This is a genomic window from Flavobacterium sp. LHD-85 (genome assembly GCF_030929595.1).
Taxonomy (GTDB): domain Bacteria; phylum Bacteroidota; class Bacteroidia; order Flavobacteriales; family Flavobacteriaceae; genus Flavobacterium.
Genome location: NZ_JAVFVR010000009.1, coordinates 12088 through 33620 on the forward strand (window position 1 = coordinate 12088; position 21533 = coordinate 33620).

The 21533-nt window shown below is 33.9% G+C and carries 16 protein-coding genes; 9 read left to right on the top strand and 7 right to left on the bottom strand.

What is annotated here, in order from left to right; all coding sequences use genetic code 11:
- Positions 1 to 38 precede the first annotated feature (38 nt).
- Positions 39 to 2459: a phenylalanine--tRNA ligase subunit beta gene (gene pheT / locus RB618_RS15290; protein WP_308069538.1), complete on the bottom strand. Its 2421-nt coding sequence runs from the start codon at positions 2457 to 2459 to the stop codon at positions 39 to 41.
- 274 nt (positions 2460 to 2733) lie between these two features.
- On the opposite strand from pheT, the gene RB618_RS15295 reads away from it, so the two are divergent.
- From RB618_RS15295 to RB618_RS15305, 3 genes are all read left to right on the top strand, one after another.
- Entirely contained in the window at positions 2734 to 4239 is a 1506-nt protein-coding gene (locus RB618_RS15295) for an aldehyde dehydrogenase family protein (RefSeq protein WP_308069539.1), read from the top strand.
- A 64-nt stretch (positions 4240 to 4303) separates the two neighbouring features.
- A complete protein-coding gene (gene adhP / locus RB618_RS15300) occupies positions 4304 to 5338 on the top strand; it encodes an alcohol dehydrogenase AdhP (RefSeq protein ID WP_111424831.1) in 1035 nt (344 codons plus the stop codon).
- Between the two features lie 67 nt (positions 5339 to 5405).
- Positions 5406 to 5780, top strand: coding sequence for a DUF779 domain-containing protein (locus RB618_RS15305; RefSeq protein WP_308069540.1), 375 nt, complete (start codon positions 5406 to 5408; stop codon positions 5778 to 5780).
- An 81-nt stretch (positions 5781 to 5861) separates the two neighbouring features.
- Here the strand turns inward: RB618_RS15305 and RB618_RS15310 are convergent, their stop codons facing one another.
- From RB618_RS15310 to RB618_RS15330, 5 genes are all read right to left on the bottom strand, one after another.
- Entirely contained in the window at positions 5862 to 6785 is a 924-nt protein-coding gene (locus tag RB618_RS15310; RefSeq protein ID WP_308069541.1) for an AraC family transcriptional regulator, read from the bottom strand.
- Positions 6786 to 6856: 71 nt separating this feature from the next.
- Complete coding sequence (locus RB618_RS15315; protein ID WP_308069542.1) at positions 6857 to 7720, bottom strand: bestrophin family ion channel; 864 nt, start codon at positions 7718 to 7720, stop codon at positions 6857 to 6859.
- A gap of 219 nt (positions 7721 to 7939) precedes the next feature.
- Complete coding sequence (locus tag RB618_RS15320) at positions 7940 to 9250, bottom strand: TolC family protein (RefSeq protein ID WP_308069543.1); 1311 nt, start codon at positions 9248 to 9250, stop codon at positions 7940 to 7942.
- Between the two features lie 42 nt (positions 9251 to 9292).
- Complete coding sequence (locus tag RB618_RS15325; RefSeq protein ID WP_308069544.1) at positions 9293 to 12391, bottom strand: efflux RND transporter permease subunit; 3099 nt, start codon at positions 12389 to 12391, stop codon at positions 9293 to 9295.
- A gap of 90 nt (positions 12392 to 12481) precedes the next feature.
- On the bottom strand, positions 12482 to 13540 hold the full coding sequence (locus RB618_RS15330) for an efflux RND transporter periplasmic adaptor subunit (protein ID WP_308069545.1): 1059 nt from the start codon (positions 13538 to 13540) through the stop codon (positions 12482 to 12484).
- Positions 13541 to 14015: 475 nt separating this feature from the next.
- On the opposite strand from RB618_RS15330, the gene RB618_RS15335 reads away from it, so the two are divergent.
- The 4 genes from RB618_RS15335 to RB618_RS15350 all read left to right on the top strand — a co-directional run bounded on the left by RB618_RS15335 (position 14016) and on the right by RB618_RS15350 (position 16562).
- The gene (locus RB618_RS15335; RefSeq protein WP_308069546.1) at positions 14016 to 14615 is read left to right on the top strand and encodes a thioredoxin fold domain-containing protein; all 600 of its coding nucleotides are present in this window, start codon (positions 14016 to 14018) and stop codon (positions 14613 to 14615) included.
- Positions 14616 to 14644: 29 nt separating this feature from the next.
- The gene (locus RB618_RS15340; protein WP_308069547.1) at positions 14645 to 15499 is read left to right on the top strand and encodes a hypothetical protein; all 855 of its coding nucleotides are present in this window, start codon (positions 14645 to 14647) and stop codon (positions 15497 to 15499) included.
- Positions 15500 to 15549: 50 nt separating this feature from the next.
- Positions 15550 to 15894: a hypothetical protein gene (locus RB618_RS15345; protein ID WP_308069548.1), complete on the top strand. Its 345-nt coding sequence runs from the start codon at positions 15550 to 15552 to the stop codon at positions 15892 to 15894.
- A 62-nt stretch (positions 15895 to 15956) separates the two neighbouring features.
- Complete coding sequence (locus RB618_RS15350; RefSeq protein ID WP_308069549.1) at positions 15957 to 16562, top strand: PAS domain-containing protein; 606 nt, start codon at positions 15957 to 15959, stop codon at positions 16560 to 16562.
- 244 nt (positions 16563 to 16806) lie between these two features.
- On the opposite strand, the gene recG is transcribed toward RB618_RS15350, so the two are convergent.
- Positions 16807 to 18915, bottom strand: coding sequence for an ATP-dependent DNA helicase RecG (gene recG / locus RB618_RS15355; RefSeq protein WP_308069550.1), 2109 nt, complete (start codon positions 18913 to 18915; stop codon positions 16807 to 16809).
- Positions 18916 to 19169: 254 nt separating this feature from the next.
- On the opposite strand from recG, the gene RB618_RS15360 reads away from it, so the two are divergent.
- On the top strand, positions 19170 to 19601 hold the full coding sequence (locus tag RB618_RS15360; RefSeq protein ID WP_308069551.1) for a hypothetical protein: 432 nt from the start codon (positions 19170 to 19172) through the stop codon (positions 19599 to 19601).
- Between the two features lie 135 nt (positions 19602 to 19736).
- Positions 19737 to 21515, top strand: coding sequence for a hypothetical protein (locus RB618_RS15365; protein ID WP_308069552.1), 1779 nt, complete (start codon positions 19737 to 19739; stop codon positions 21513 to 21515).
- Positions 21516 to 21533: the final 18 nt, after the last annotated feature.

A 21533-nucleotide genomic window follows, 5' to 3' on the forward strand; every position in this document is an offset into this window, starting at 1 on the left:
AACTCTCGTCGGGTTTTATATTTAAACTAAGAAAGAAATTATCTTAAGCTTGCTCCAAGTTCAGTTTCAAAAGTCTGCTGTAATTTAGACATGATTTTATCAATCTGAGCATCGGTTAAGGTTTTCGTATTATCTTGAATAGTAAAACTTAAAGCATATGATTTTTTTCCTTCCGGTAATTTGTTGCCTTGATAAACATCAAATAGATTAATGTCTTTTAGAAGCGTTTTCTCCGTTTGTTTCGCTAGGTTGAAAATGCTTTCGTAAGTCGTTTTTTCATCGATTAATAAAGCTAAATCTCTGCGAACTTCCGGATATTTAGGGATTTCAGTATACTTAATTTTTCCTGTAATGATTTTTAAAACCAAATCCCAGTTAAAATCTGCGTAATAAACATCTTGTTTGATGCCGAAATGCTTTAAAATAGGTTTTTTAATAACACCCATTTCAACTAAAACATCATTGTTGTAAGTAATTGCAGTTCCTTCAGAATAAACATCAGATTGAACTGGTGCATTCGAAATCTTTTCAATTCCTAAACGAGATAGAATAGCTTTCACATATCCTTTCAATAAGAAGAAATCTGTTGTTTTCTGCGGACTTGTCCAGCTTTCTTTGTTTCTGTTCCCAGAAACTAGTAAAGAAAGGTGTTTATGCTCTTCGTATCCGTTTAAATACTTGTGATATGTTTTTCCGAATTCAAATAATTTTAAATCCGAATTTTTTCTATTGATGTTGTATGAAACCGCTTCTAAACCAGAAAACAATAAAGACTGGCGAAGTGTTGCTAAGTCACTGCTCAACGGATTCAGCATTGATACATTATGCTCCTCTTTTAATGAAGCAGATAATTTTGCATAAGCTGCAGTTGTCAACGAATTGGCCATCATTTCTTGGAAGCCTTGAGAATTCAATTGAGAAGCAATTACGTTTTGTACTTTGTAATCTTCTGTTCTTGGTGAATTGGCTACAGTAGCATTAAATTTTTTAGAGAAATTAATGTTGTTGTAACCGTAAACTCTCAGGATTTCTTCGATTACATCAATTTCACGCTGAACATCTACACGATAAGCAGGAATTGTTAAACCTAAACCAGAATCAGAAACGCTATTTACTTTAATGTCTAAAGAAACAAGAATCTTTTTGATAGTGTCTTTCGAAATTTCCTGTCCGATGATTTTAGAAACATGGCTGAAATTCAATAAAACAGAGAAATCTTCCACTTTTTTAGGATAAACCTCCACAACATCAGAAGTGATTTTTCCACCAGCCACTTCTTGAATTAAAAGTGCTGCACGTTTTAAAGCGTATTCTGTTATAGTTGGATCAATTCCTCTTTCAAATCTAAAAGAAGCATCGGTGCTTAATTGATGTCTTTTGGCTGTTTTACGAATGCTTACTGGGTCAAAATAAGCACTTTCTAAGAAGATAGAGGTTGTTCCTTCAGAAACTCCAGATTTTTTACCTCCAAAAACTCCAGCAATGCATAGTGGGCCTTTTTCGTCGCAAATCATTAAGTCCTCCTTATGAAGTGTTCTTTCAACATCGTCAAGAGTTACAAATTTAGTTCCTTCTTCAACCGTTTTTACAATAATTTTTCCGTTGATTTTTGCGGCGTCAAAAGCGTGCAAAGGTTGCCCTAATTCGTGTAATACATAATTAGTAACGTCAACAATATTATTTTTTGGAGTTAACCCAATAGCTTTTAAGCGATCTTGCAGCCAGCTTGGAGATTCGTGAACAGAAATTCCAGAAATCGTTACACCGCAATATCTTGGAGCTAGATGAGTATCTTCTACATTTACATCAATTTTTAGTGTACGCATATCCACTCTAAAATTGCTTACAGATGGTGTAATCAATTCTATGTTTACGCCACGTTGCAACATTCCCGCTCTTAAATCACGTGCAGTTCCGAAATGGCTCATCGCATCGGCACGGTTTGGCGTTAATCCGATTTCGAAAACCTCATCATTTGCAATTTGAAAAACTTCAGAAGCAGGAGTTCCAGGAACTAAATCTTCTGCCAAAACCATAATTCCGTCATGGCTCGTTCCCAAACCTAATTCATCTTCAGCACAGATCATTCCGTGGCTTTCCTGTCCGCGGATTTTTCCTTTTTTAATGGTAAACTCTGCACCTTCTTTATCGTATAAAACGGTTCCGATGGTAGCAACTGGTACTTTTTGTCCTGCAGCCACGTTTGCAGCACCACATACAATTTGTACAGGAGCTTCTAAACCAATATTAACTGTAGTAACTTTCAATCTATCAGCATCAGGATGTTTTTCGCATGTTAGAACGTGCCCAACAACAACGCCCGCTAAACCTCCTTTTATTGATTCATATTTTTCGACAACTTCAACCTCTAAACCTAAATCTGTTAGTAATTCAGAAGTCTGCTCAGATGTCCAATCTGTTTTAATAAATTGTTTTAACCAGTTGTAAGATATTTTCATTGTAGTTCTTTAATTCTTTGTATGAGGTTACAAATATAAGGATTGCGCGTTGGAGTAGGAAAAAATTGAGCAGTTTTTTCTACTTGTTTTTAATTGACCGAAAAATGCTGCTTACTAATTATTTAGCAATTTATGAATTAAAATTTTGATAAATGATTATTATAAAAGTCTAAAAAAACTGAATGTGTAATTTTTGTGCTACAAGATGAATGAAAAGTGCTATTCTATTTCTTTTTATGAAACTAAATTTGGAATAAATCAAAAAAAGAATATTATGAGTACTGCAGTAAAAAGACCTGAATTTAAGGCAAAATACGATAACTATATTGGTGGAAAATTTGTTGCGCCAATTACAGGAGAATACTTTGATGTAGTTTCTCCTATTGATGGAAAAGTATTTACAAAAGCAGCACATTCTGGTAAAGAAGATCTTGAATTGGCTGTTGATACTGCTTATGAAGCATTTAAAACATGGGGAAAAACTTCTGTAACCGAAAGAAGTATTTTGCTAAATAAGATTGCACAAAAAATTGAAGACAATTTAGAATATATCGCAGCAGTTGAAACAGTAGACAACGGAAAGCCAATTCGTGAAACGCTTGCTGCTGATATTCCGCTGGCAATTGATCACTTTAGATATTTTGCAGGTGTAATTCGTGCAGAAGAAAGTGCGATTTCTGAACTAGATTCACAGACGGTTTCAATTGCGTTAAGCGAACCTCTAGGTGTTGTCGCACAGATTATTCCGTGGAATTTCCCGATTTTAATGGCAGTCTGGAAAATTGCTCCAGCTCTTGCGGCAGGAAATACAATTGTATTAAAACCAGCCGAAAGCACGCCAATTTCTATTATGGTTTTAATGGAATTAATTGGTGACATTCTTCCTCCTGGAGTTTTAAATATTGTAAACGGATTTGGAGCCGAACTAGGTCGTCCGTTAGTAACCAATAAAAAAGTTTCGAAAGCAGCATTTACTGGTTCTACCACGACAGGACGTTTGGTAATGCAATATGCTACAGAAAATATTATTCCAGTTACTTTAGAATTGGGCGGGAAATCACCAAATATATTCTTCCCTTCGGTAGCAGATCACGACGATGATTTCTTTGACAAAGCCGTAGAAGGTGCGGTGTTATTTGCCTTAAATCAAGGTGAAATCTGTACTTGTCCTTCTAGATTATTAATTCACGAAGATATTTACGACAAGTTTATAAAAAAAGTAATCGAAAGAACTGAAGCGATTATAGCTGGAAATCCGCTAGATAAATCTACTATGATTGGTGCTCAGACTTCAATCGTTCAAAAAGAGAAAATTATGTCCTATATCAAATTAGGAAAAGAAGAAGGTGCAGAAGTATTGACTGGAGGTGATGAAAATAAATTGGGAGGAGATTTAGAAGGCGGTTATTACATTAAACCGACTTTATTTAAAGGTCACAACAAAATGAGAATTTTCCAAGAAGAGATTTTCGGGCCTGTTTTAGCGGTTACCACTTTTAAAACTACTGAAGAAGCTATCGAAATTGCCAACGATACCATGTATGGTTTAGGTGCAGGTGTTTGGACAAGAGATGCGCACGAAATTTATCAAGTTCCGAGAGCAATTCAGTCAGGTCGTGTTTGGATTAATCAATATCATTCTTATCCAGCTGGCGCTCCATTTGGAGGTTACAAGCAGTCTGGAATTGGTCGTGAAAACCATAAAATGATGCTGAGCCAGTATCGTCAAACCAAAAATATGCTGATTTCTTATGACAAAAAGAAATTAGGATTCTTCTAAAGAGAATATAAACTTGAGAATAGAAAGCCAAAAAGGTTTTCTATTCTCTTAAAACAATAGAATTATGCTTCCAAAAACAATGAAAGCTGCGGTCGTTAGAGAATTTGGTTCTCTTCTGCAAATCGAAGAAGTCGAAGTAAAACGCCCAGGTAGAAATGAAATTCTTGTAAAAGTAATTGCAAGCGGAGTGTGCCACACCGATTTACATGCTGTAGAAGGCGATTGGCCAGTTAAACCTAAAATGCCTTTAATTCCTGGACATGAAGCTGTTGGCTATGTTGTTGCAGTTGGGCAAGATGTAAAAAACGTAAAAGAAGGAGATGCTGTTGGTGTGCCATGGCTGTATAGCGCGTGCGGTGGCTGTGATCACTGCATTACAGGTTGGGAAACTTTATGCGAAAGTCAGCAGAATGGCGGTTATAGTGTGGATGGAGGATTTGCAGAGTATGTAATTGCAGATGCCAGATATGTTGGGATTTTACCTTCTAATGTGAATTTTATAGAAATGGCTCCAATTTTATGCGCTGGCGTTACAGTTTACAAAGGATTGAAGGAAACTGAGGTGAAACCTGGCGAATGGGTTGCAATTTCTGGTATTGGAGGTTTAGGACACGTTGCAGTGCAATATGCAAAAGCTATGGGGATGAATGTAGCGGCAATTGATATTGGAGATGATAAATTGGAACTGGCAAAAAAATTAGGTGCCGATTTGGTGGTGAATGCAAAAAATCAAAATCCTGGAGAATTCTTAAAGAAAGAAGTCGGTGGAATGCATGGGGCATTGGTTACCGCAGTTTCTCCAATTGCTTTTAAGCAGGGGCTTGAAACATTGAGAAGAAAAGGTACAATGGCATTAAACGGACTTCCTCCAGGTAATTTTGATTTATCTATTTTCGATACTGTTTTAAATAGAATCACTATAAGAGGTTCTATTGTTGGAACTCGAAAAGACATGAAAGAAGCGATTGAATTTGCCGTTGACGGAAAAGTCAAAGCTACTGTAACGCCTACAAAATTGGAAGACATTAATAATGTTTTTGACAAAATGAAAAAAGGTGAAATAGAAGGTAGAGTTGTACTTGATATAGCACAATCATAAATAGGTGGTTTATGTTGAAGCAGTAAATTCTTAATTGAGTTTGCTGCTTTTTTTAATTTTGAAAGCGATGATTAAACGAATTGATGCCACAGAAAAAGCTATAGAGCTAATAAAAGTTCTAAAAGAAAAACACGGAGACCTCATGTTTTATCAAGCGGGCGGATGCTGTGAGGGTACACAGCCGCAATGTTTTGAAAAAGGCGGTTATTATCAGCGAACTGGAGATGTTTGCATTGGTACTGTTGAAGACACCGAATTTTGGGTCGATAAAGATTTATTCGAATATTGGAAACATGCTCATTTTACTTTGACTGTAATTGATGCATTCGGAGTAGGAGGTTTTTCATTAGAAACTCCTTTAAAGAAAACATTTCAAATTGAATACAGAATTTTCACTCCAGAAGAAGAGCTGAATTTAGAGCCGATTACAAGGATTGAATGAGTTTATTTTTGTTTCAAGTTTCAAGTTTCAAGTTTCAGGTTGAAAAACTTAGAACCTTAGCATCTTAGTAGCTTAGCACCTTTAATTTATATAAAGCAACTGATACTGTTTTGGTGTGATCCCTTCATATTTTTTAAATAATCTGATAAAGTAATTGGCATCTTCAAAGCCAGCTAAATAACAAACTTCGTTGATTTGCAATGTTGGATTCTTCAAAAGGTTTTTGGCACATTTTATTTTTTCATTCAGGATATACTCTATCGGACTCATTCCGAGTTCGCGCTTAAAGAAACGATAAAAAGAAGTGGTGCTCATACACGCTTTTTCGCTCAGTGATTTTAAACTTATATCTTCTTTCAGATTTTTTTTGATGTATTCTGTGACTTCTTTTATTGGATTATTTGCGTCTAAAAAACTTCCTTCGTCGATAGATTTTACTGTTTGCGTCTGAATAATTCTAATCAGCAGTTCTTTTAATGTCAGATCGGCAAAAATATCTTTAGTAATCGATGTGCTCATGCATTCTTTTATGAGTTTGTTGATTGTGGCTGCCATTTCGATATTATTATAAAAGAAATAATTTTGATAGTTTAACTGCCAATACATATTGCTTCCTTCTTTAGGATATTGCTCATTTAAGAAGTTTAATATTTCAGCAATTTTATCCTGATCAATAGCCAATGCCAGACACTGTGTAGGGTTGCTTTTTGAAGCTTCAGGAAAATCAATTTTCATTTCCACGTTTGAAGGCACAATGACTGTTTCGCCTGGAAGGTAGACAAATTCTGGATCATCAAAAAGATGCATGATTTTTTTGCCTCTCAGCATACTGGTGACCACCAGATCATTAAATTTCAAAGGAACTTTTTGAGTCGATTCGTAGGTTTCAAATAGATTTAATTCACAATGATTCAAATTGTAAATAGTTCTGTTTTCTACAAGAGTTTTTAATGATTTCTCTTGAGATAATTGAAGCGGACTGACTAAAAATCTTTGATTGTTCATTAAATTTAATTTTAGGTGAAGACTTTAAATTTAATGAAAATAAAAATATAAACGGCAGATTTAACGTTTTGTTAAATCAGTTCTTCTATATGTTTTTTAATATTTTCAGATATTTTTCTTGTAGGAAGATCATTTTCATCATTTCCAAACGGATCTTCAATTTCTTCGGCAATTAGCTCTAAGCTCGCTAATACATAAAATATGAAAACCACTACAGGAGCTACCAGATAACCAAGACTTACAGAATATCCAAACGGAAGCGTCATGGTGTAAAAGAAGATGAATTTCTTTATAAAAGCGCTATAAGAGTAGGGAATAGGAGTGTTCTTGATGCGTTCGCAAGCGCCACAGACGTCTGTAAAAGCAACTAATTCATCGTTTAGAGTAATGAGCTGCTCTCCTGTTATTTTTCCTGCATCATACAAATCATTGATTTTATGATACATTATTCTTTTCAACTGATTTGGCTTGTGTTTGTGATGGTCAATTTCTAGATCAACATCTTCAAAAAGCTGTTTGCTAGTGTCCTCATCTTTTAAATGCTGATGCAGAATATCAGCATACATTGGAATAAATTTTCTAAAAAACTTTCTATCATTTTCATCTTTTAAAATAGCTGAAAGTTTTATGGCTAGATTACGGCTGTTGTTTACTAATCCGCCCCAAAGTTTTCGGCCTTCCCACCATCTGTCATAAGCAGTATTGGTTCTAAAAACAAGCAAAAGCGAAATAACGAATCCAAGCATTCCGTGCATGATTGGAATGTTATGGATATAATCGTTTTTGGTTACTTTAAAATACTGAAGTTCAAGATAGCATACAATGGTGGCATAGATTCCAATTGCAATCATAATCGTAAACAGTTTTCGAACAGTATCCGATTTATGAAAATGAAAAATAAACGTAAACCAGTCTTTGGTGTTGTATGTAATCATTGAAGCTTGTTTTGAAACAAATTTAAAGTAAAAAAATATTCTGTTGGAAGTAAATTATAAAAATATTTCTAACACATAGAATCATAGTTTTGCTAATGTTTAAAGGCGTTTCACTTACATAAAGACATATAGCTATGTTTTTTTAAGTAAGTGAAACGCCTTTTTTTAAAGTTCTAAGACTATGTTTCTATGTGTTGAAATTATTTACAGGTAAGTGAATTAAAAATTAATATTGCCAGCCAATTCTTTTAAAGCAATTTCAGATAATTTTGCTTCGTACTGTGCATTGCTGTAACGTACTTTTGCATTTACATAATTCAGCTGGGCAGTTCTAAAATCAAGCGTTGTAATGGTCCCGATTTTAAATTTATCCAACGTAATTTCTAAGTTCTGTCTTGCAATAGCCTCATTATTTTCTTCTAAATTAATTAATTCTAGATTGGTTAAATACGTTTGGAAAGCGGTGCTTAATTGAGTGTTTAAAACCGTGTTTTGCTGTTCGATAGCAATCTGTGAATTTTCAATCTGCAATTTGGCTACTTTTTCATTTCGATGCTGATTGAAACCATCAAATATGTTCATAGAGGCATTAAAGCCATAATTTAAACCTCTTGAAGAAGTCTCACTGGTAAAACCTAAACTAGATTGGCTTTCAGAAAAATTATATCCTGAAGTAAGCCTTAAAGTAGGATAGCGGTCTGCTTTTACTTGTTTCAGCTGTAATTCGGCTATACGTTTATTGATGATTTGCGTTTCTAGACCTGGATTTTGTTTTTGAGCTAAATCCATTAAATCGGCCAAAACCAATTTATTGTCCACTTTAACTTCATCTGTAACCTTGAAATCAATTTTTGGATCGCGAGCCAAATGCTGATTCAATAAAATTTTACCATTAGCGTAGGCTTCTTTTTGTCTCAATAAAGCAACTTGGTCTGAGTTTAAATCAACCTGTGCGTTTAAAACCTCCAACTTTGAAGCTTTACCAATGCTGAAACGGTTTTTAGCCAAAGTTAATCTTTGGTTTGAAATTACAATTGTAGTGTCCAATGCCGCCAATTGCTGTTGCATTTGCACTAAATCATAATAAGCAGAATTTACTTGAGCAATTTTGACTAAGATGGTTCTTTTTAATTCTGCATCGCCAAGTTTCTGAAGTTCTTTCAGCTGATCTAGTTTTGCGAACATTTTCATTCCGTCAAAAACAGTCCAGCCTAAACTAACACCATAAGTTAAGCTATTGTTTTTAGCATTATCCAACGAAGTAGATGTTCCATCTTGACGTGTCTGAGATGAATTCATAATACTATTGTTGTCGGTAACAGATGCTGTAGCTGTTGGCAGCATTCCAGCATTTCCTATTGTTACGTTTGTTTCGTTTATTTTGGAATTGTTTTTAGCAATTTTAATTTCAAAATTATTGTCCAAGGCTATAGTCATAGCTTGCTCAATAGTAAGAACTTCCTGTGCCTTTGACTGGAAAGTGCAAAGGAAAAGGGTAAGGACTATACAGTATATTTTTTTGATATTCATATTCGTTTTCTTTAACCAAAAATCGTTTTTTTTTTTTGGTTTCTATTTAATGCTGTCTCTTTCGTATTCGTCAATATGGTCAAACTCAGGATAATGTTTTCTTGCTTTAGACCACATAAAATAAATGGCAGGAATTACAAAAAGCGTTAACGCCAATGAGAAAATAGTTCCCCCCACAATTACAACTCCCATACCAATTCTACTCGTAGATGCAGCTCCAAGCGACATTGCAATAGGAAGCGCTCCTAATGCAATAGCTAAACTCGTCATTAAAATTGGACGTAAACGCGCTTCTGAAGCTTCTAAAATAGCCTCTAGTTTAGGTTTGCCTTGTTCTCTCAACTGATTGGCAAATTCTACAATCAAAATACCGTTTTTGGTTACTAGACCAATCAGCATTACCGTACCAATTTGGCTAAAAATATTCCATGTTTGGTTGAATAGCCAAAGCGAGAATAATGCTCCAGCAACCGCCATTGGAACCGTTAGAATGATAATAAATGGATCAATAAAACTTTCAAATTGTGCGGCAAGAATTAAGAAGATTAATAATAAAGCCAATCCGAACGCGAAAGAAGTATTAGAACTACTTTCTACGAAATCTCGCGATTCTCCACTTAAATCGGTTGTAAAACTTTCATCCAAAACTTTTGCTTTAATTCTATCCATTTCCTGAATACCATCGCTGATACTTTTTCCTGGAGCTAAACCAGCCGAAACAGTTGCCGACATGTAACGGTTGTTGTGGAATAATTGCGGAGGATTACTTTGCTCGTAAACTTTCACAACGTTATCCATCTGAATCAATTCGCCTTTTCTGTTTTTTACAAACATAGAAGTCAAGTCTAGAGGTTTAGATCTGTCTTTTTGGTCAAATTGTCCAATTACTTGATATTGTTTTCCGTTTTTAATGAAATATCCAAAACGCTGTCCGCTTAAAGAAAGTTGTAAAGTTTGCGCAATATCTAGAATCGAGATTCCTAGACTTTCAGCTTTTTCACGGTCAATTGTAACATTGATTTCAGGTTTATTAAATTTCAAGTTTACATCTGTCGTAGAAAACACATCACTTTTATTTACCTCATTCATAAAAAGAGGAATTTTTTCTCTTAATCTATCAAAATTGGGAGCTTGAATAATGTATTGAATCGGTAAACCTCCACGTCTGTTTACAGCAATTGTAGGCTGTTGAATTACAGCAGTTTTAGCATCTGGATAATTCTTTGTCCATTTTGTTAATTTATCAGCGATTTCTTTTTGAGATACAGTTCTTTCGTCAGGTTCTTTTAATGAAAGCCTTATAAAACCAGTATTGGTTGCAGAAGCTCCAAAACCTGGTGCAGTAATAACCAAACTTACTTTTTTCTCAGGAATAGAATCGTCTACTAATTTTGAAATTTCCTGCATAAAGCGGTCTGTATATTCGTATGAAGATCCTTCAGGAGTTGTCATACGCATAGTAACAGAACTTCTATCATCGTAAGGAGCTGTTTCTTTTGGAAGAATAGTAAAGAATAAATAAATCAATCCGAAACAAGCAATAAGAATAGGGAAGCTAATCCATTTTCTTTCCATAAATTTTGAAAGTGCCTCAGCATAACTGCTGTTCATTTTTTCAAAAAAAGGTTCTGTTTTAATATAGAATTTTGATTTTTTCTGTTCCCCGCCTTTCATTAAATAAGCGTTCAGCATTGGAGTTAAAGTCAGCGAAACGAATGCAGAGATTAATACTGCGGCACCAATTACGACTCCAAATTCCCTAAATAATCGTCCGACGAAACCTTCAAGGAAGATTACGGGTAAAAATACCGCGGCCAATGTTACCGAAATCGAAATTACGGCATAAAAAATCTCGTTAGAACCTTTAATAGCAGCCTCAATTGGCGACATTCCTTCTTCGACTTTTTTGAATATATTTTCGGTTACAACAATACCGTCATCTACCACAAGTCCTGTTGCCAGTACAATTGCCAACAATGTTAATACGTTGATAGAGAAACCAAATAACCACATGATGAAGAATGTAGCAATTAAAGAAACTGGAATGTCAATTAAAGGCCTAAAAGCAATTGCCCAATCTCTAAAGAATAAATAGATAATGATAATTACCAGTATTACTGAAATTCCTAATGTTTCAGCAACCTCTAATACCGATTTTTTTACGAAAATGGTATTATCAAGCGCAATATTTAATTTGATGTCTTTTGGAAGATCCTTTTTTAAGGCTTCATATTTTTTATAAAACTCTTTCGAAATATCCAGATAGTTTGCCCCAGGCATTGGTACGATTGCTAAACCAATCATTGGCAAACCAGACTGGCTTAACTTGGTTTCGATATTTTCTGGACCTAATTCAGCACCTCCAACATCACTTAAACGAACAATCTTATCTCCGTCTGTTCGAATAATGATGTTGTTGAATTCTTCTGCCTTAGAAAGATTTCCGATAGTTTTTACAGTAAGTTCGGTATTGTTACCTGTTAATTTTCCTGATGGAAGTTCAACATTCTGAGAATTTAATGCAGTACGCACATCAGAAACGGTGCAGCCGTACGCTGTAAGTTTTACAGGATCTATCCACAAACGCATTGCATAACGTTTCTGTCCCCAAATCTGGACACCACTCACACCGGGAATAGTTTCTAAACGCTGAGAAATAACATTTTCTGCGTAATCACTTAATTCTAAAGAATTTCTACTGTCACTTTGAACAGTCATCGAAATAATAGCATCGCTATCAGCATCTGCTTTTGATACAACTGGCGGTGCGTCTATATCTTGAGGAAGATTTCTAATTGCTTGCGAAACTTTGTCACGAACATCATTTGCTGCTTCTTCAAGATCTTTGTCTAGATTAAATTCGATCGTGATATTGCTGCTTCCTTGGTTGCTCGATGATGTGATATTTCTAATTCCGTCAATTGCATTTACCGCTTTTTCAAGAGGTTCAGTAATTTGCGATTCGATAATATCGGCATTGGCACCAGTATAGTTGGTACGAATAGATACCTGAGCAGGGTCGATAGAAGGGAACTCTCTAACGCCCAAAAAAGTATAGCCAATAAAACCGAATAATATAATTAATAGATTCAGTACTATAGTTAAAACAGGTCTTCTTATACTTGTAGTTGATAAACTCATTTGTGATTGTAGATTTTAGAGTTTAGATTATTGAATGTGTTTATGTTTTCACAACTCATAATTCAAAACTTATAACTCGTAACTTTAAAATTATTTTACTTTAACCTTAATTGGAGCTTCATCTTTTAAAGACATTACACCGCTTGTAATTAAAGTATCTCCAGGCTTTAGTCCAGCTAAAATTAAAATTGAAGAATCTGTTCTTGTTGTTGCATCAACCATTACTTCTTTCGCTTGTCCATTATTGGCGATATATACTTTTTTACCATCTTGAATAGGTACAATAGCTTGAGAAGGAACAACTATAGCGTCTTTGATAATATTTAAAGGTAATTTTATATCTGCAAAAGTTCCAGGGAAAAGTTTTCCATCGATATTATCAGCAAGAGCACGAATTTGAAGCGTACGTGTTGCAACGGCAACTTCTGGTTCGATTGCATAAATTTTTGCATTGTATGTTTTGTCTGATCCAGAAACTTTAAAATCGATTACTGATCCAGATTTTACTTCTGCTGCATATTTTTCTGGAATAGAAAAAGTAATTTTTAATTTACTAGTATTTACCAGTTTTGCTACTAAAACAGTTGGTGTGATGTAAGTTCCTGGAGAAATATTGCGCAAACCGATTTTTCCAGAAAACGGTGCTCTCACAGATGTTTTAGAAATTTGTGCTCTAATTAATTGGCTTTGAGCCTGAGCAGAAGCAAGATCAGCTTTTGCAACATCTGCTTCTTCTTGGCTGATTGCTTCTTTTTGCAATAGCAATTTCGCTCTTCTTGCATTTTCGGCTGCCAAATCTTCTCTTGTTAGCGCTTGTCTTAACTGCGCTTTTAGTTCAATATCATTTACTTTAAGAAGAACTTGTCCTTTTGTAACATTGCTGCCTTCGTTAAAAAATATACCTTCCACAATTCCCGAAACCTCACTATGAATTTCTACTTGCTCATTTGCTTCAATAGATCCGGACAATGCTAAATTATTGTCAAAAGTAGAAGTCTTTATTATGATTCCATTAACTGTTGTTGGAGATTTTTTGTCATTAAATTTTTTTGAGTCTTCGTTTTTACCCTTGTTTGAAATAATTCTGTAGGTAACAAAGCCACCAATAGCAACAATTAAAAGGGTGTAAATGAGATGTTTTAGTTTCATAAAAAAGAGGTGAATATAGATTTTAGGTTTTGTGTTTTTAGTATGCTTACAAATTTAACTTTTTGCTATGAAATCGAAAGCCGTTGGCTTTTATTTAACATTTGTATGTACAAAGGTTTGCATTTAGACTTCGTGCAGCCAAAAAGGTTTAATTAAAGGTTAGTTTTTTTTGAAAAAATAAACAAAATCAATCAAAAAGTATCTTCTGAGATTTCTAGAAAGTCAGACTGCTTCTAGGTTGAGAGAAAATTTTCACAATTTATCTGATTTTTTTTGCACTTTATCGATTTTATTTGTAACATTGATATGTTAAACAAAATGGTGGAATTTTAACAGAACGTTATGAGAATAGGTTGCGTTATTGTTAAAATATGAAAATAGAAGTTGTTTTTTTTGGTTTTTACTACAAATAGGGAGATTATAGTATTAACAAGTGTTTATTCTTTGGTGTTTAAATAATAAAAAAAATGATTTTATGAAGAAAAAATTACTTCTAAGTTTATGGTTCACATTTTTACTTGCTGCAATTGGCTATTTGTTTTGGCAGAATGAATTTAAATATAGTCTTCCAACTCCAATTCCAAAGAATTACCGCTCTATTGCAATGGGATCTAAGATTGAAATTGGTCCGTGCTGCGCATTTGACAATAAACCTATTTTTATTCATTTCTTTAATCCCGAATGTCCTTGTTCGCGATTCAATGTGCCACATGTAAGCGATTTAATTAAAAAGTACGGAGATCAGGTTAATTTTAAAATTGTTGTTTTAAACAAACAAAAGAACTTTACCATAGCTGAAATCCAGCAAAAGTTTGATGCAAAAATTCCCGTTTATTTTGATGAAGCAATTGCAAAAAAATGTGGTGTTTTTTCAACTCCACAAGCAGTTTTATTAGATCAGTCACATAATTTGTATTACAGAGGCAATTACAATAAAACCAGATATTGTACAGATGCACAAAGTAATTATGCTCAAATGGCGATAGATTCTCTTCTTAGCCAAAAGGAGAATCCTTCTTTTAATGCTTTAGCTCTAAAAGCTTATGGATGTTCATTGCCAAAATGTACTAAATAACTATTTCCAAAACCCAAAAACTAAAACCTATGAAAACAAAAGCTAGCTTAAACGAACAAGATTATCTGCATAATTTTATGTCTACCATGACACAAAAATCAGATACGATTATTAATTATGTACTTGCAGTATATTTTCTTCTTGGCATCGGACTTTCTTTTAAATATGACACTTTCGAAATTGGTGTTGGTGTTGGAACGCTAAATCTTCTTTTGTATTACTCGGCAAAATTTTTCATGAAAAACTCTAAATTTTACCAGTATGTCTTGTCTATTGTTCTAGCTATATTTATGGCGCAGTATATTTACCAGATGCACGGAATGTTTGAAATGCATTTTACAGTATTTATTGCCAGCACGATTTTGATTATTTATCAGAACTGGAAACTTCAAATTCCGCTAACTTTATTAGTTGTGCTTCACCACGCAGGATTGGCATATTTGCAAAACTACATTTATAATGATGCCAATGGACTTCAGGTATATTTTTCGCAGGTAAATTTTGATCTGGAAACTTTGATTATTCATACCGTTCTAGCAGCTGTTGTATTTTTAATGAATGGCTATTGGGCGTATTATTTTAAAGAGCATAGTGAAAATCATATTTCAAAAATTTCAGATGAGTATGAGTTAGAAAACATGAAACTAGCTTCAGCAAAATACAGCTCAATGTCGGCTACAAAAGATTATAATGATTTTATTCATAGAACAACATTAGATCTAAAATTGCCTGTAAATTCAGTTTTAAAACTAATTGATGTTTCAAAAGGACATACAGACAATGATAAATTGCTTACTTATCTTGAAATGATGAGAGAAAGCGCCAAAAAGATTGACGATTTAGTTAATGATATTCATGTAAAATCGACAAATAGCAAGAGTTAGAATTTAAACCAAGCCCCAAAAACAAAACTAATATTTTTTAAACCAATTGTATGTTTAAGTATGATTTACCAACTGCAGTCCCTACGCTGCATAATCTTAAAAAAATAATTGAAGATTTTTTGAATGAAAGCATAACATTAGATTCGATTGAAAAAATTAAAGTCCAGTCTGATTTTGAAATAGAGGTAAGAGAGATTTTTAAAAATTACCAAACGAGTTCGCATGTTTACGATCTAGATTTTCAATATAAAAAGCTAATTCAGATTATGAACGATATTCGCCAGCTTAATCTTGCGGTTAATAATGAGATTCCAGAATGGCTGGAAAATGAGCTGGGAACAGTTTTTCGCAAAATCAGAAATATTCTCCTTGTCTTGGAGATCGAGTCAAATTAAAAATGGTTTAAAGGATTCATTTTATACTTATTGAATTGTAAATTAATTTAAATGTAAAATTTATGGATACCAGATTGCACCGTCCGACACCTTCTGATAGAGAAGTGGACTGGAATAAGAATAAAGTATTGCTAAGTAAAACAGATAAAAAGGGAACCATTTTATATGCTAATGAAGACTTTATAGATGTTTCTGGTTATGATGAATTTGAACTTGTCGGCCAGCCTCATAATATAGTTCGCCATCCAGATATGCCAAAGGTCATTTTTAAATTCTTATGGGACAGTATTAAATCTAGCGAAAATATTCATGTTATTATAAAGAACATGGCTAAAACTGGACGTTATTACTGGGTTGTAACCGATTTTAAAATCATTGCAGATACAGACGGTGAAATTGTAGGTTTCTTTGGCACCAGAAAATCGGTTCCGAATGATATTATTGTAAAATTTATCGAGCCATTGTACAAGAAACTTCTACAGATTGAAGAAACCAGCGGTATGCACGCTTCTGAAGAATATCTGGTTGGTTTTCTAGAAGAAAGAAAGAAAACCTACATGGAATATATCGATCATTTGATTGCAACAGGAAAAGACGATAAAAACAAGATAAGCAAAGGCTTATTTAGCGGTCTTTTTGAAAAAAAGAATGATGTTAAAAAGAAATAATAAACTATATACTTCATTGTGTCTGATAAAATATTCATCCCCTTTAAATTTGTCCCCCAGCAAAACTAAATCACCTGAATGATAAATTAAGACGCAATGGAGTTTTTTTAAGTTGCTAAGATGCTTAGCTTCTAAGTTGCTAAGTTTTAAAGCTCAAAGATTTTAAGTTTAAAATCTTTGAGCTTTTTTAGTATTTTAGAGGGGAGGATATAAACCTTAGCACCTTAGAAGCTTAGCACCTCAGTTAACTAATATAGTTCCAAATATTCTTTTTCTTAGTCAACTCTATGAAAATCGCTCTCAGAATTGCATTTTCTGGTTTTTGAAGTGCAGAATCTTCTTTTAAAATTTTCATTGCATAATTTCTGGCCAAAGAAAGAATTTCTCTGTCTTTTACAATATCTGCAATTTGAAGGTTTAAAACACCGCTTTGCTGTGTTCCCATTAAGTCGCCAGGACCGCGTAGTTTAAGGTCAACCTCGGCAATTTCGAAGCCATCATTGGTCTGAACCATAGTCTCCATTCTGGTTTTACTGTCAGAACTCAATTTATGTCCAGTCATTAAGATGCAATAACTCTGTTCGGCACCACGACCCACACGTCCGCGCAGCTGATGCAATTGCGAGAGTCCAAATCTTTCGGCACTTTCTATAATCATTACACTGGCGTTTGGTACGTTTACACCAACTTCAATTACGGTTGTCGCCACCATGATATTGGTTTTTCCTTCAGAGAAGCGCTTCATTTCAGAATCCTTATCGGCTGGTTTCATTTTTCCATGAAGAATAGAAATAGAATATTGCGGAAGCGGAAAGTCGCGAGAAATACTTTCGTAACCATCCATCAAATCTTTATAATCCATTTTCTCAGATTCCTGAATTAGCGGATACACGATATAAATCTGCCTTCCTTTTGCAATCTCATCACGAAGAAATTTCCAGACTTTTAATCTATTCGTGTCATAACGATGTACGGTCTGAATAGGTTTTCTTCCCGGCGGTAATTCGTCAATAACTGAAATATCCAAATCGCCATACAAACTCATTGCCAGCGTTCTCGGAATTGGAGTAGCAGTCATAACCAAAACATGTGGCGGAATATCATTTTTCTTCCACAGTTTAGATCTTTGCTCCACGCCAAAACGATGCTGTTCATCAATTACAGAAAGTCCTAGATTCTGGAATTTTACTTTATCTTCTAATAAAGCATGAGTTCCAATTAAAATTTTAAGTTCGCCGTTTTCTAGTTCTTCATGAATAATCTTTCTTTCTGAAGTTTTAGTAGAACCCGTTAAAATTCGAATATTGATATTTAGTGTTTTAGCAAATTCAGATAAACCAAGAAAATGTTGATTGGCTAAGATTTCTGTTGGCGCCATCAAACAAGCCTGAAAACCATTGTCTATTGCCAAAAGCATGCTCATAAACGCCACAATTGTTTTTCCAGAACCCACATCACCTTGAAGCAAACGATTCATTTGGGCATTACTTCCCATATCAGTTCTGATTTCTTTGATTACTCTTTTTTGAGCATTTGTTAAATCAAAAGGAAGATGATTTTTATAAAATTCATTAAAAAGTTCGCCCACTTTGTCAAATGGATGCCCTTTTATTTTATGTTTTCGAATGAGATTCTTTGTAATTAATTGCAGCTGAATAAAGAACAATTCTTCAAATTTCAGTCTGAATTGCGCTTTCGCTAAAATTTCAGCGCTTTTCGGAAAATGAATATTGAATAATGCGGCACGTTTCGGAATCAGCTTTAATTCTTCGATTAAAAATGGAGGGAAAGTTTCTGTAAACAATGCTTGTGTTTCCAGAAAAAGCTGTTCCATCAATTTATTAATCGTACGGTTGGAAATTCCTTTATTGGCCAAAGCTTCTGTCGATGGATAAACGGGCTGCATAGCCGAGCGTAAACTTCTTTCATGTTCGCTTAACAATTCAATTTCGGGATGCGCCATACTAAACTGGCTTCCGTACAACGAACATTTTCCAAAAATTACTAAAGGCTCATTGAGTTTTAAACTTTCGCGAATCCATTTATGTCCTTGAAACCAGTTCAAATCAATTTGTCCTGTATCATCAACAAAACTAGCCACAAGACGCTTTTTGTTTTTAGCAAATTCAACCGTTTTTATGTTGATGATTTTGCCGATAATCTGAACTTCAGAACCCGTATTCTGCAATTCGTTAATCTTATAATAACGCGTTCTGTCAATATATCGATTCGGAAAAAGGTTGACTAAATCTCCATATTTATGAATGCCCAATTCCTTGCGAAGCAGCTGTCCACGGCTCGGGCCAACACCTTTTAAGTATTCAATTGGAGTTTCAAGAAGATTATTAGACATTCGAAGATTAGATTTTATAGAAGCAAGATTAAAAGAGTCAAGAAGAAAGAAAAAAGATAATACTTTGCCTTTTTTCTTTCTTCTATATTCTTTTCTCTTTAAAAAGCGAAGATAGATTTTAATTAGGAATTTTGAAAATGATTTGTTGTTTTCAAGTGCTTGAATGTTAACTTATCGTAAAATTGTAAATTGAAGACGCAACCATTTTAAGAAAGTAAAATCTTAATAATAGTTAACCAACAAAAACTATAAAAATGAAGAAAATTGGACTTTTAATTGTATTGTTTATTTCGCTTGTTTCTTGCTCTAATGATGACAATGACAATAAACCAACCGAAAGTTATCACGGAAAATGGATTCTTACAGCAATGGGCAACAGTAATCCCGCAGTAAATTCGATTGATATTTTAGAATGGGAGGAATCGTATACTTTTAATTCTAATAATACATTCTCTAAAACCAGAAAGAGAGATGGTAAAATTACAACCATTTCAGGAACTTATTCTGTAGTAAAAACGACAGATCAAACTCAGTTTGAACTAAATTATACTGCAGAGAGCGATATAGTAGCATCTTGTACTTCTAAGACAAAAGAAAACTTATATATCATTAATAGTTTTGGAAATTTGTATGGAACGTGGAGTATATGCGATGGACCAAGACTAGTATATGAAAAAAAGAAATAATTTTTTGAATGCTTACTAATTCAGATTATTTGAGGCTCCGTTTCTGACGGAGCTTTTTTTTGGTGTCAGTATTATTTTATTAAATAAAGATAATTATTAGATTTGTTCAAACATTCAAATTATAAGCCTCAAATTATGATTAAAGAAGAAAAAGTCCCTTTTGAGACAATGGTATTTTCTGGTATTACATTCAAAGTAATTAACCGACACCAAGCTCACAATATTATTGGAGGTCTTACCGATTTCAACAATAATAAAATCTACGATGTTTTTGAAGATACATGGCGTTTTCCTGATTACGAAGAAAATCCAGTATTTCTATTAGCGGAAGAGGATGTAGAAATGGATCTGTTTGAGATGGATTTCAGTACCGAAGAACATCCAGATATTTTTATTTTAGGATTTATTTTCAGAGGAAATCTTACAGTTGCAAAGCTTATTAGTTCCTACGATACTGATAATTCGCCTGCTTTAATCGTTCTCGGAAAGACTACAACAGTCAATATTAACTTGTTCGGAAGCGTTCATTATTTGGGCGGTGGTCTGCAATGCGATACACTTGCTGGAGAATATAATCACGGTGAACTTTTTGTAAAAGGAGATCTTACCGCTTGGCTTGTTTATACTGATGATATGCTGTTTCATTTTGAGCGTTTTACAGATGTTCAGGCAATTATAAGCGCTGGCAGACCCGATATTTTAATTTGCAGTAATGTTCAAGATACTGACGGATCTGTTATAACTGTCGAGAATTATTTGCCTTCTACTCATAAACTTTCTGATATTGTTGATGATGCTTTCATAGAAAATTCAAGTTATGGCAATGAAATATTAGGCAATAACTATTTAGATGTTTTCAAAGAAGGACTTTCAATTTTAGATTACGATAAAAAAGAGAAATATTCGTATGATGATTTCCGTAATCAATTTATTAATATGGTCGAAATTTTGTCTGAAACTGACGAATTGAAAGAAAATGGGAAAATTGTTAGACATATTTCAGGAACGACTTATTTGTTTATTCCGTTTGATTATGAAGGGAAGAAATACAGCCAGATTTCAGAAGAAATTTCGAATGGTTTTAGCATCAGAATGCGTACTTTGTGGTGTCATGAAGATGAAGAAATTATGATTATTTTGGAATATCTTGATGAAAATGGAGATCCAAAATATCAATGGATGAATGACGAAAATGCCCAAGGAATTGAGTTTTTCTGTGTAAAACACGCCACATTAGAAACTTTTGAAATATTGACAGCAGAAGTAGTGGAAGAAAATGATGAAGATAAAAATGACGAATCGGAATATTCAGATTATACCAATAGATTTTCATTGGAAGAATATGCCTCTCAATTTGGCAATTACAAAGTGCCGGAAGATTTAGTAAAACTGTATGAATTTGAGCAGGAGTACGGCGTAGAAACCTATTCGGAATGTTTTGGACTTACCATAACTGATGATAAAACAGGTATAAAAACATGGTCTGAAGAAGAAGAATTTTATAATAGTTTTATCGAATTTGCAGGGGCAAACGGTTCAGGAAGCTCTTATGCTTATTGGATTATCGATAATGATTTGAATAAATGCCCGATTGTTGTTTTTGGAGATGAAGGCGGAGTTCATATTGTAGCAGAAAACACTCAAAAATTAATTCAGCTTTTAACATTAGACACCGAAATTTCTGTTGATTTTGATAAAGCCTACTTTTACCAAGACGAAGAATATTATGAAGAAAGTGAAAACAAAGAAGAGTTTCGCGAATGGGTTAAAGAAGAATTTAATTTAGACGCAATTGATTCTAATGAAGAAGCAGATAAAATTGTAGAAGAGGCACAGAGAAAGCACAAACAGAAATTCAATGATTTTTTAGTAAAATTTGATATTGAAATTAGTGAAGAAGAGGATGATGAATAGCAGTTTTTTATCTTTGAA